The organism is Sphingobacterium griseoflavum, assembly GCF_014653155.1.
Taxonomy (GTDB): Bacteria; Bacteroidota; Bacteroidia; order Sphingobacteriales; family Sphingobacteriaceae; genus Sphingobacterium; species Sphingobacterium griseoflavum.
Map to the genome: position 1 here is coordinate 96,764 of NZ_BNAF01000006.1, position 13,571 is coordinate 110,334.

Sequence of the window (13,571 nt, forward strand, 5' to 3'; positions counted from 1 at the left end):
AGTGAAAATTCTTTACCTCACATAGAAGGAATTTTTTAAATGTCTCCATATCATGAGTTGCTGGTTTGGATTATCCTGCTTCCGATTACCGGGTAAAAGCCTCCTTTAAACATTATTACTCCTTTAAAAAACATTTGTAGCATTCTGTGGGAAGCAATACCACTACTTTTATCCTAGATTTTGGATACATCTAATTGGGTTCTGAATCTATTATAAACTGAAGTAAAGGTAAACCTATAAAATTCCGACGAATGATAAGAAACAAATGGATGTATGCTATTGTACTATTATTTATGTGCATCCATTCCGGGGCGCAGCATACGGCGACTCCAAACTTTATAAACATCCAGCCAAAGGAGGGAGACATTCCGCTTGTTAGCAATAGTGTAGCGACTGCCGTTCTGTTTGATTCTCACGACCATCAGGGAGTGTTGCGGGCGATAAAGACATTGCAGGAAGATTTTAGCCGTTTGGGCGCCTCGCCGGGCGATGTACATGCACCGCATCGTATTATAATAGGTACGCTGGGATCGTCAGCGTATATAGACAAATTGATAGCATTGAAGAAGATTGATGGTGGAGAATTATTTGGGGCTACCGAAAAGTTTATTATTCAACATGTTGCTGAACCTGGCGAAGGTATTGCTTCAGCGATTGTCATTGCAGGAAGCGACAAGCGAGGTACCATCTATGGGATATATGAGCTTTCCAGACAGATGGGAATATCGCCATGGTATTACTGGGCCGATGTGCCTGTCATAAAACAGGCTAACCTCTATTTCAATCCTGGCATCTATACGGCTGGTGAGCCGAAAGTCCGTTATCGTGGTATTTTTCTTAACGACGAAGCTCCGGCCTTATCAGGCTGGAGTAAAGCAACTTTCGGCGGCTTCAATAGTCAGTTTTACGAAAAGGTGTTTGAGTTGCTGTTGCGGCTGAAAGCCAATTTTTTATGGCCCGCTATGTGGGGTAGTGCATTTTATGACGATGATCCCGCGAATGGTGCGTTAGCCGATGAGATGGGCATTGTAATAAGTACCTCTCATCATGAGCCCATGGCGCGGGCGCAGCAGGAATGGAAACGTCATGGCAACGGCGGGAGCTGGGACTACACGAATAATTCGGATGGCCTAAGATCCTTTTGGCGAGGGGGTATGGAGCGAACTAAAAACTGGGAGACAGTCGTGACCCTTGCTATGCGGGGCGATGGCGACGAGCCGATGAGCGAAGAACAAGATGTAAAGCTATTGCAACAGATTGTTAAAGATCAGAGAAAAATTATTGCAGAGGTTACCGGAAAAAAAGCAGAGCAAAAACCACAGGTATGGGCGCTTTATAAAGAGGTGCAAGACTACTACGATAAAGGTATGCGCGTTCCTGAGGATGTTACGCTTTTATTTTGCGACGACAACTGGGGTAACGTCCGTAAGCTGCCCGCGCTGGATGCAAAACCAAGAAAAGGCGGCTATGGTATGTATTACCATTTCGATTACGTCGGCGCACCACGTAATTCGAAGTGGGTAAATGTCAGTCAAATACAACGTGTTTGGGAGCAGATGAACCTGACCTACAGACATGGGGTAAATCGCATATGGGTAGTCAACGTCGGCGACTTAAAACCGATGGAATTTCCCATCTCTTTCTTCTTGGACATGGCTTGGGATCCCGATCGCTTTCATGCAACAAATCTATTATCCTATACGAAAGATTGGGCCGAACAACAATTTGGAAAAGCGCATGCGCACGAGATTGCCCGGCTTTTGGATTTATATACGAAATATAACCATCGCGTTACGCCTGAATTGCTTGATCACAGAACATTTAGCCTCAACCATTACAACGAGTTTCAACAGGTGGTGGATGCTTATAAAGACCTCCTACTGGACGCGATGCGCCTGTATAACATGCTCCCGGATGCACAGCGCGATGCTTACGACCAATTGGTTCTTTTTCCGATAAACGCATGTGCGAATTTGTACGAAATGTACCTAGCAAAAGCAAAAAATGATTGGTATTACCAACAAAAAGACCTGCGTGCCAACTACTGGGCAGATCAAGTAAAATTAGCATTTGGTCGCGATTCTTTACTGACAGATCACTTCAACAATCGCATTGCCGGTGGTAAATGGAAACATATGATGGATCAAGTTCGCATTGGCTATACGAGCTGGAACGATCCCGCTCGAAGCATTATGCCAAAGATACATTACGTAGATAGTACCCTGCACACGCGTGACAAGATTTTCATAGAAAAAGACGGAGTGGTAGCTATCGAAGCCATGAATTTCCATGATGCGAAAACGTCCAACGGTATCGTATGGACAGAGATTCCGAATCTAGGGAAAACCCATTCTGCAGTAACTACCATGCCGGTTACCCATAAGCTTGGTGATGATACTTATCTCGAGTATAAAATGGCCATATCAACCATAGGAGAGGGTAAACTTATGGTATTGACATCGCCAACGCTAAACTATAATGCCAACCAAGGTCTCCGCTATGCTGTATCGATAAATGGGGGAGCGGAGCAGGTTATCAACATTAACGGACACTACCGGGGAGAGCTCGGACAATGGCAAGCAAGAAGAATTATAGAAAATCAGAGCACACATCAATTTTCGCAAGCCGGCGAGTACAGCGTTAGGATCCGTCCGCTAGAACAGGGAATTGTGATCCAAAAGATCATATTGGACATGGGCGGACGCAAACCCTCTTATTTAGGCCCGCCGGAAAGCAAACAAAAAGATACCTTATTGAACCCAGCTAAACCATGATAACAACAAAGAGCACACAAAAAGTATCTTTCGCAGAAAAAGTAGGATACAGTCTTGGAGACGGCGCTGCCAACCTCGTTTTTCAGATGATGATGATGTTTCAGCTCTTCTTTTATACCGATGTCTTCGGTATAAAAGCGACTGCTGCTGGTATGATCTTGCTGGTTGTCCGGTTATCGGATGCATTTATCGATCCGTTAGCCGGCATACTGGCCGACCGTACCCAAACAAAATGGGGTAAATATCGGCCATGGATTCTGTGGACCTCCCTTCCATTTTCCGTTTTTTTCGTGCTATCATTTACCACACCCGACATCAATGAAAAAGCGAAGATATGGTATGCCGGTATAAGCTATACGATATTAATGGCTATGTATTCGTTCAATAATACACCCTACGCATCATTAGGCGGTGTAATGAGCAGCGATATTCGCGAGCGAACCAGTATATCATCGATTAGATTTGTAACGGCAACTATAGCCACGTTTGTCGTTCAAGGGTTAACCTTACCGTTGGTTAGCAAATTTGGACAAGGAAATGCTGAAAAAGGTTGGTTTTGGACTATTACGCTTTACGCTACAGTTGGTTTGGTCCTACTTATGATTGCTTTCTTGTCCGCTCGCGAACGAATAGCGCCGCCACCCGGCCAAAAGCCATCGGTAAAGCAAGATTTTAAGGATATCGTATCCTGCCTGCCTTGGCGATCGATGTTTGTCCTCACTTTATTTCTCTTTGTTACACTTGCCATGTGGGGCAGTGCCATGTCTTACTATTTTAACTACTACGTGGATAAAGGTGCACTTTTCGACCTATTGTCTAAAATTGGATTGACGAGTTCCTTAAATACCACGGAAGGGAGCTGGCAAAAGCTTTTGGACGCGTTTGGTCTCATTGTGTACCGAGAAGAACAGGTGTTTGCTGTAGGATTCAGCTTGTTCAACATGATCGGACAGTTGGTAACACTGGTCGCTGTTGTTGCCCTTTCTCAATTTTTAGCAGGACTATTCGGTAAAAAAAAGGTTTTCATTATTTGTTTAGCACTCACCGCATTATTTACCGCGCTATTTTTCTTTATTCCTGCCCACCGAATCGACTGGATTTTTACCGTAAATATTTTAAAAAGCCTGGCCTATGCCCCGACCATACCTTTGTTATGGGCGATGATGGGCGACGTTGCCGACTATTCCGAATGGAAAAACGGCCGTCGTGCAACCGGTTTTGTGTTCGCAGGAATTGTTTTTGCGCTTAAAGCAGGACTGGGCATTGGGGGTGCTTTATGTGGCGGCCTCATCGATGCCTTTGGTTTTTTACCCAATGTGCCCCAAAGTGAAACAAGCCTTTACGGCATTCGGCTAGTTGCAAGTTTAGTGCCTGCTACAACGTTTTTAGTAGGAGTACTAGCCCTCCTTTTTTACCCGATATCGAAGAAGTTCAACGAAGATATACAAGTCGAATTGATGCTGCGCCGCTCATCCGAAACAACTGCCAAAACACGCTTAAATGAAAATTAATATATGAATCTATCTAAAACATTAGCACTCCTAGCTGCGGCAGTCCTTGCTATAGGCTGTATGGCGACGAAACCACCGTATCGTCAAGCAGGGGCAGATCATTCGCTGAAAGAAGCTTATTCCGATAAATTTTTCATCGGCACCGCCCTCAATCTCACGCAGATTAAGGGTCGGAATCCGAAAGCGTTGGAGGTGCTGGAACGTCATTTCAATTCTATCGTTGCAGAAAATTGTATGAAAAGTATGTACTTGCAACCGAAGGAAGGTGAATTTTTCTTTGATGACGCGGATGCCTTTGTTGCACTAGGCGAGAAGAACAATATGCATATCGTCGGCCATACGCTGATCTGGCATTCCCAGACACCATCTTGGTTTTTTGTCGATAAAGATGGACAACAGGTGTCGCGCGAGGTGCTGATCGACCGCATGAAACAGCACATAACAACCGTGGTGTCTAGATATAAAGGTCGGATCCATGGATGGGACGTGGTCAATGAGGCCGTGCTTGATAACGGTGAATGGCGTAAAAGCAAATTCTATGAAATCATTGGGGAGGATTTTGTTCGTCTCGCCTTCGAGTTTGCACACGCGGCAGATCCCAATGCCGAACTGTACTACAATGATTATTCCACGGCAAACCCTACCAAGCGAAATGGTATCGCGCGTATGGTCAAACAGGTCTTGGATCAAGGCGGTCGGGTGCATGCGATTGGTATGCAGGAACACCATGGGTTAGATAACCCTCCCTTAGAAGAGGTAGAACAGACGATACTAACCTTTGCCGGTTTGGGCACCAAGGTGATGGTTACCGAGATGGACATTTCGGTGTTGCCGCACGCTAGACCGAATATGGGTGCTGAAATCAGTGAAACCTACGCATATCGCGAGGCTCTCAACCCTTATACGAAAGGTTTGCCAGACTCAGCAATGCAAGCACTGGGAGATCGATACACCGAGTTTTTTAAACTGTACCTGAAACACCAAGATAAGATTACACGGGTCACCATGTGGGGCATCAGCGATGCGGATTCCTGGAAAAATGGTTTTCCAATCCGAGGACGCACGGACTACCCGCTGTTATTTGACAGGGCGTACGAGCCTAAGCCCTTCGTCAGTGAATTAGTGACTTTAGCCAAAAATAAATGACTGTATAACGATCCAAATGATATGAGCAATTCTCATTACTTATTCCCAGCAGATTTTATGGCCGATCCATCGGCGCACGTTTTTGAAGACAAGCTATATATTTATCCATCTCATGATCGAGAAAGTGGTAAACCCGAAAACGACGACGGCGACCATTTCGATATGCGGGATTACCATGTGTTCTCGCTAGAAGAGGTGGGCGGTAAAGTGACCGATCACGGCAGCGTGCTTGCGCTGGAAGATATTCCCTGGGCAGGTCGGCAATTATGGGATTCAGACGTCGCACACTGCGATGGAAAGTATTACATGTATTTTTCCTTAAAAGATCAAACCGATATCTTCCGCCTTGGGGTAGCCGTAAGCAACACGCCTTATGGTCCATTTGTTCCCCAGGATGATCCTATTCGAGGTAGTTATAGCATAGACCCTTGTGCATTTCAAGATTCCGACGGTCGTTACTATTTGTATTTTGGTGGCATCTGGGGTGGACAATTGCAGTCTTATCGCAATAACAAGCTGTATCCCTCTGGTTTACTTCCACATTTCCATGAGCCTGCACTGACACCAAAAGTAGCGCGCCTGGGCAAAGACATGCTGCAGTTTGCTGAAGAGCCTCAGGATCTGCTGATCGTGGACGAGCAGGGCGAACCACTGAAGCAGGGCGATACAGAACGGCGGTTTTTTGAGGCTTCGTGGATGCATAAATATCAGGACAAATACTATTTTTCGTATTCTACAGGAGATACGCATCAGATCGCGTATGCCATTGGAGAGAGTCCTTACGGACCATTTACCTATCAAGGCGTTGTGCTGACTCCCGTTGTGGGCTGGACTACCCATCACAGCATCGTCGAGTACAACGGTACGTGGTATCTTTTCTACCATGATTCGGTGCCATCTGGCGGTAAAACATGGTTACGCAGCATGAAAATGGTGGAGTTAAGTTATGACGAGCAAGGACGTATTAAAACTATTGAGGGACAATAGCCTATGTTTCGAATACAGCTTTTTGTTTTTTTTCTATATGTATGGCCCTTTTCCGCTAGGTCGGAAGATGGTAGCAGGCTATGGCTTCGTTATGATCCGGTAAGCGATGTGGTCGCACAAAGGCGCACCGTTCAAGTAAATCAAAAGCACGAAACCGCGCTATTGGCACAGCATGAGCTGAACACTTACTGGAGGGGCACGTCTATCCAATTGAACGTGGATCAAAAAGAAGCGAAGCTGAAAGAAGGTTACCGTATTAGTTTTTCCGCTGGTGCTATTCGGGTTACAGCAGCAAGACCCGTAGGGTTGCTGTACGCGGCCTATCATCTTCTGCGATTGCAGGAGACAGTTGGCGAAATTGATCCATTACCAATCGAAGAGATACCCAGCTATGATATCAGGATACTGAATCATTGGGATAATCTTGATGGCTCGATCGAGCGTGGCTATGCTGGACGATCTTTGTGGAAATGGACAGAACTCCCAGACAAAATTTCGCCTCGTTATACCGAATATGCGCGTGCTAATGCGTCGATTGGGATCAATGCCACCGTGCTAAATAACGTGAATGCCTCGCCATACATTTTAAATACGGCTTATTTAGAAAAGGTGAGGGCTCTGGCCGACATTTTTCGCCCATACGGAATCCGCGTATACCTTTCCGTCAATTTTTCATCGCCGGTGATTTTGGATGGACTGAAGGATGCTGATCCCTCTAGGCTAGAGGTGCAAGACTGGTGGAAAAAAAAGGTGAAGGAAGTGTATAAACTCGTGCCAGATTTTGGTGGTTTTCTTGTGAAGGCAAATTCTGAAGGGCAACCGGGCCCCCAAGATTATGGACGTACCCATGCCGAGGGAGCGAATATGTTGGCTGATGCACTAAAACCATTCGGAGGCATAGTGATGTGGCGTGCCTTTGTGTACAGCCCAACGTCCGAAGACCGCGCGAAACAAGCCTATTTGGAGTTCGTACCACTTGATAAGGCGTTTCGGGACAATGTTATTGTACAGATCAAAAACGGTCCTATCGACTTTCAGCCTCGCGAACCCTTTAATCCGCTGTTTGGCGCTATGCAGCATACATCACAGATGGTCGAATTTCAGATTACGCAAGAGTACCTCGGATTTTCCAATCATCTCGCTTATCTAGCACCGTTATTCAAAGAAACCCTAGACAGCGATACATACGGGCGTGGAGCAGGCTCAACCGTCGCCAAGGTCACGGACGGCACATGGCACCCAAAACGGGTTAGTGCCATCGCTGCCGTCGCTAACATTGGCGAAGACCGTAACTGGACCGGACATGATTTCGCGCAGGCCAATTGGTATGCCTTTGGCCGACTTGCCTGGCGACACGAGCTATCATCCGAACAGATCGCGGAGGAATGGATCAAACTGACGTTCCATACAGATGAAACGTTCATCCGGTCGACCAAAGAGATCATGATGCCCTCCCGCGAGGCTGTAGTCAACTACATGATGCCATTGGGCCTACATCATATCTTTGCTTTCGACCATCATTATGGTCCCGAGCCTTGGGGAGACCGTAAGGGCGGCCGAGCCGACTGGATGCCTTGGTACTATCATAATGCAGACAGTATCGGCATTGGTTTTAATAGAACCGATACCGGTAGCGATGCTGCCGGCCAATACCATGCTCCAATAGCTGAAATTTATGGAGATCGAACGCTATGCCCGGAAAATCTCCTGCTTTGGTTTCATCACGTTCCTTGGGATTATCGCATGCGGAGCGGTCGGACGCTTTGGGAGGAACTATGTGAACATTATGATCGAGGCGTAAAGCAGACACGTAGATTTCAAGAAAGTTGGGATAGACTTGAGCATCACGTTGATCAACCCCGCTTTCTGGCGGTGCAATCCAAGTTGAAGATACAGGCTAAAGACGCCATGTGGTGGAAAGATGCCTGTCTCTTGTACTTCCAAACTTTCTGTAAAAAGCCGATCCCGTTTCATATCGAAAGGCCCATACATGCCTTGGATGATCTAAAAAAGATCAAGCTTCAACTGACCCATCATAATTAATCCAGACTATTCAACACATCAATTTCCATCAACATTATGCTAGAAAAAACAGACAAATTAAGAAATAAAATAGGAAAGTGGTCTTGTCTATTCGTCTTTACCTTATGCTATTCCTGCCAAGGCAGCAGCAATAATCATACAAAAATGGCCTCTGCCGTCGATAGCGATGGTCCACTTTTCAGTCATTTTAACTACGTAGGTAATGATACGGTGTACAACGCAAATCCGCTTTCCCAAGATGCGTTCTATAGCCCGATCTTACAAGGATGCTATCCCGATCCAAGTATCACCCGAAAAGGTGAAGACTATTATTTAGTGAATTCCTCGTTCGCCATGTTTCCCGGCGTGCCTATCTTTCACTCTAACGATCTAGTCAATTGGACGCAGATAGGTCACGTACTTGACCGCGAATCACAACTCCAAGTAGCCACTGCCGGTATTAGTGAAGGGATCTATGCACCAGATATCAGTTACAATAAGCATAACGACACCTTCTATATGATTACGACACAGATCGCTTCTGGCATAGGAAATATGGTGGTCAAAACCAACGATCCAAAAAGAGGAAATTGGTCGGATCCCATCAAACTGAATTTTGGAGGCATTGACCCCTCGTTGTTTTTCGATGAGGATGGTAAAGCTTACGTTGTACACAACGATGCACCAGATGATGGCGAAGAGCAATATAAGGGACACCGGGTCATCAAAATTTGGGAATACGATCTAGCGAAAGATCAGGTAGTTGCAGGTAGCGATAAAATTGTCGTGAATGGCGGCGTTGATATTCGTAAGCAACCTATTTGGATTGAGGCACCACATATCTACAAGAAAAACGGAAAATACTACCTGATGTGTGCCGAAGGAGGAACTGGTGCTAACCATAGCGAGGTGATATTTATAAGTGATCAGGTAAGTGGTCCCTATTCGCCAGCGCCGAACAACCCGATTCTTTCCCAGCGCCATCTGGACAAAGGTAGGCCAAACCCTGTGGAATGGGCGGGGCACGCCGATCTCGTACAGCAGCATAATGGGGAATGGTATGGTGTATTTTTAGCGGTAAGGCCTAATACAGCACAACGGGTGAATACGGGTCGGGAAACGTTTATCCTACCTGTGGATTGGTCCGGTAAGTGGCCGACTTTTGAAGGGGGCATGGATCCGCTCAAACCAGCTATTCGTATGCCCAACGGCGTCAAGAATAAACAAAATACGGAATCATTCTTTCCAAATGGAAACTTTACCTTCTTTGATCGACTAACAGCAGGCAAACTGGATGATCGTTGGGTGGCGCTTCGCGGACCTCGGGAAAATTTTGTGCAGATAACCGAAAACGGAGCGAAGTTTAAGTCATATTCCGTAGATATAACCGAAAAAAAGCCTATATCAGCACTGTTTTACAGGCAGCAGCATCGTACCTTTTCAGCGGAAGTGGAGATGAGGTTTGTTCCGCGCGCTTCGCAGGATCTCGCCGGTCTGACATGTATGCAAAGTGAGCGTTTTCATTATATGCTTGGCCTTACCGCAGCGGATGATAAAACTTATATCGTTTTGACGCGGACGGATAACGGCGATACGAAGGTAATTGCTAAGGATCAACTTGAGAAAGGAGGGCTTGTGAAATTACGGGTCTCTGCCGATGGTGACGATTACCAGTTTGCTTACGCACAAGGCGACGATGCGTATCAAAATATTGGGGGTACGGTTTCTGGCGATATTTTGTCAACGGATGTAGCAGGTGGTTTTACGGGGGCTCTCGTCGGGATATACAGTACCGTGGCAAACAAGGCCGAGCTATAGCCTAAAGGAAGATTGTTATCGGGATTGTGAGGCAAGCGGTGCGATAGCTACATCCTGACTAGTTTAATTATCAACAAAACCTTTTAATGCATTGACTTATGAAACCAGAGACTTGACAAGAAGCATATGCAGTATACCATAAACAATCGTTCCCTTATCTCAGCAAGGGTACAATATTATAAACCATCTTTTCATAAAAATTAAGAGCGATGAGCAATATGAATTTTACATTGTTCCGGGCTGTACGATCAGCTATGATGGCGATCCTGCCATTCATTTTGATAGCATTCGTCTATGTACTGATGCCTACGACCGTGAACGCACAAGATCAACTAATCCGCGGAGCCGTCTCAGCACGAGGGGATGTTCCGCTTTCTGGCGTTACCGTCCGCATAAAGGGCAATAGCGCGGCAACCTCCACCGATGCGAAGGGAGAATATGCCATTACAGCACCCTTGGGATCCATTTTGGTATTTTCCAACCTTGGGTATAAGACGAAGGAGGTCGCCGTTCGAGATGCGAAATTTTTGACCGTACTTTTAGACGCAAACGACATTGATATGGAGGAGGTTGTAGTCATTGGATACGGAACGCAACGAAAGGAAGCAGTGACGGGTTCCGTAGCATCAATTGGCGGCGCAGAAATGAATGAGGTGCCAGCTGCCAATATCAGCAGAGCGCTCCAAGGACGTATCGCTGGGGTGAATATGAGCCAAAACTCATCTAAGCCCGGATCACCGATGCAGATTCGGATTCGCGGCACGCGATCGCTGACGGCGAGCAATGATCCATTGATTGTCTTGGACGGCATTCCTTTCGCCGGATCGCTGGCCGATATCAACCCGACAGATATAAAAAGTGTCGACGTTCTGAAAGATGCTTCGTCGACGGCAATCTATGGTTCACGTGGCGCAAACGGCGTTATCTTGGTAACCACCAACAAAGGCCGCGCAGGTCAAGCTGCTCGTGTCGATTACAATGCGTTTCAAGGTCTCCGTACGCCTTTTTCGAAATACCCCATGATGTCAGGTCCTGAATTTGCGGAAATGCGTCGTTTCGTCGGCCAATTTCAGAATACGTTGGACGAGTCCGACGAAACCGACACCGACTGGCAGGACTTATTTTACAAAACGGGCATGGTGACCAATCACGATGTAAGTGTCAATGGCGGTACCGAAAATGGTAGCTTCAATTTTGGTGCGGGCTATTTCCGAGATGAGGCTGTTATTCCGTTACAGAATTTTAATCGCTATAACGTTCGCGCAGCGTTGGATCAGGCGGTTGGGCAGATTTTTAAATTCGGTTTTAACATCAACCAAAACTATTCGGTAACCAATGGAAACAGCTTGAATGCAGGTGCTGTATTGGGTGCATCTCCGATAGCAAATCCGTATAATACCGATGGCACGCTTAAAACCTACATCCAACAACAAACTTCCGGTCAGCAATGGGTCCATACACGTGATTCTTACGAAGCGTTGGGTGATCGATTTATAAATCAGTCACGCGTTTTGGGTTCCTATAATACCATGTATGGCGAGATCAAAGTGCCAGGCATTGACGGGCTTTCCTATCGCATGAATCTAGGCATGAATTTCAGACAGAGCTATGACGGAAGTTACACAGGACAGGGCGTTTTTAGTGCGACGCCAGATAACCAGTCTACGGCATCGACAAATGCGGGAAGAACATTCCAGTGGGTGATGGAAAATTTGGTTTCGTATGACCGGACTATCGCAGAAAAACATAACATTAATATTGTCGGCCTTTACTCTGCTGAACAGAACAACTTCAATAGTACCGTTATTTCTGGACGCGATATTCCGCTAGATGCCTTTCAATTTTATAACATTGGCCGGTCTGAAGGAGAAATTGTTGTCAACCCCGACCTACAGATCTATCAAAAAAGTAGTTTAATGTCATTGATGGGACGTTTTATGTACCAGTATGATAACAAATATATGCTAACCGCCACCATGCGCAGTGATGGCTCATCCCGACTGGCTCCTGGACACAAATGGCATACCTATCCTGCTCTATCGGTAGGCTGGAATTTAGGGAATGAACAGTTTATGGAATCTGCCGCATGGGTGAATCAATTAAAACTCCGGGTAGGCTACGGACAAACTTCAAACCAAGCGGTCGATCCTTATAAAACGTTGGGCCTGTTGGGCACTAGACCCTACAACTTTGGGAGCCAGTTTGCAACCGGTTACCTAGTTTCGGAGCTACCTAGTCCACAACTTGGTTGGGAGTATTCGGAAACCTATAACTACGGTGTTGATTTCGCATTTTTGAACAATAGATTGACCGGTACCGCTGAATATTACGTGCAGAAAACGACGGACATCTTGTTAAGCGTCGGGTTGCCAGCGACCAATGGCGTACGAAGTTATATGGCAAATATGGGTAAATCCCAAAACAAAGGAATAGAGCTTTCGTTGAATGGGTTACTGGTGGATGATGTAAACGGATGGACTTGGGAAGCGGGCATCAATATCTATGCGAACCGGAATAAACTGACAGAGCTATCTTCCGGACGGACGCGAGACGAAGGTAACCAATGGTTCGTGGGGTATCCAATAGACGTCATCTTCGACTATGAAAAAATTGGCCTTTGGCAGGAAGGTGATCCATATTTGGACATACTCGAGCCCGGAGGAAATCCTGGCATGATAAAGGTGAAGTATACCGGCGAGTATGATGCCGAAGGTGTGCCGACGCGACAGATAGGACCTGAAGATCGTCAAATCCTTAATTTGCAACCCAATTTTCTTGGCGGATTCAATAGCCGAGTGGCTTACAAGTCCTTTGATATCGGAATTATTGGAGCCTTTCAGAATGGCGGGACACTCATCAGCTCCTTATATGGTGGAACAGGTTACCTAAATACGTTAAATACCCGCGCCGGGAATAATGTCAGCGTAGATTATTGGACACCAGAGAATACGGGTGCCAAATATCCTATGCCCGGAGGTATACAGTCTGGGGATAATCCAAAATATGCGTCAACGTTAGGCTATTTTGACGCATCCTATTTAAAAGTTCGGACGATCACGTTGGGTTATAATGTCAATCAAAAATGGTTATCAGGTATCGGCGTCAACCGATTCCGGATCTACGCGACGGTTGAAAATCCGTTTGTTATGTTCTCGCCTTACCATCGCGAATCGGGCGGCGACCCTGAGCCAAATTCCTTCGGCGATGAAAATGTAGCTGTCGCGGGTTTGCGGCGGGTATTAATAGTGGGTAGTAATACGCCCACAGCGCGGAGTTATATGGTTGGCCTAAATGTTACCTTTTAAAAAAATGA

The 13,571-nt window shown here is 46.1% G+C and carries 7 protein-coding genes; all 7 read left to right on the forward strand.

The genetic code is table 11. The features are described 5' to 3' along the window. Positions 1–251: 251 nt before the first annotated feature. The 7 genes from IE165_RS09250 (at position 252) to IE165_RS09280 (ending at position 13,563) form a co-directional block, all read left to right on the forward strand. Positions 252–2,774, forward strand: coding sequence for a glycosyl hydrolase 115 family protein (locus IE165_RS09250; RefSeq protein ID WP_189626334.1), 2,523 nt, complete (start codon positions 252–254; stop codon positions 2,772–2,774). Next, a complete protein-coding gene (locus tag IE165_RS09255; RefSeq protein WP_189626335.1) occupies positions 2,771–4,285 on the forward strand; it encodes an MFS transporter in 1,515 nt (504 codons plus the stop codon). The genes IE165_RS09250 and IE165_RS09255 overlap by 4 nt, the downstream gene beginning before the upstream one ends. Before the next feature lie 3 nt (positions 4,286–4,288). Then, positions 4,289–5,431, forward strand: coding sequence for an endo-1,4-beta-xylanase (locus IE165_RS09260; RefSeq protein WP_189626336.1), 1,143 nt, complete (start codon positions 4,289–4,291; stop codon positions 5,429–5,431). A 21-nt stretch (positions 5,432–5,452) separates the two neighbouring features. Further along, on the forward strand, positions 5,453–6,418 hold the full coding sequence (locus IE165_RS09265; protein ID WP_189626337.1) for a glycoside hydrolase family 43 protein: 966 nt from the start codon (positions 5,453–5,455) through the stop codon (positions 6,416–6,418). A 3-nt stretch (positions 6,419–6,421) separates the two neighbouring features. Beyond that, a complete protein-coding gene (locus IE165_RS09270; protein ID WP_189626338.1) occupies positions 6,422–8,461 on the forward strand; it encodes an alpha-glucuronidase in 2,040 nt (679 codons plus the stop codon). 36 nt (positions 8,462–8,497) lie between these two features. Further along, entirely contained in the window at positions 8,498–10,258 is a 1,761-nt protein-coding gene (locus IE165_RS09275; RefSeq protein ID WP_189626339.1) for a glycoside hydrolase family 43 protein, read from the forward strand. 209 nt (positions 10,259–10,467) lie between these two features. Further along, a complete protein-coding gene (locus IE165_RS09280) occupies positions 10,468–13,563 on the forward strand; it encodes a SusC/RagA family TonB-linked outer membrane protein (protein ID WP_229826479.1) in 3,096 nt (1,031 codons plus the stop codon). Positions 13,564–13,571 lie beyond the last annotated feature (8 nt).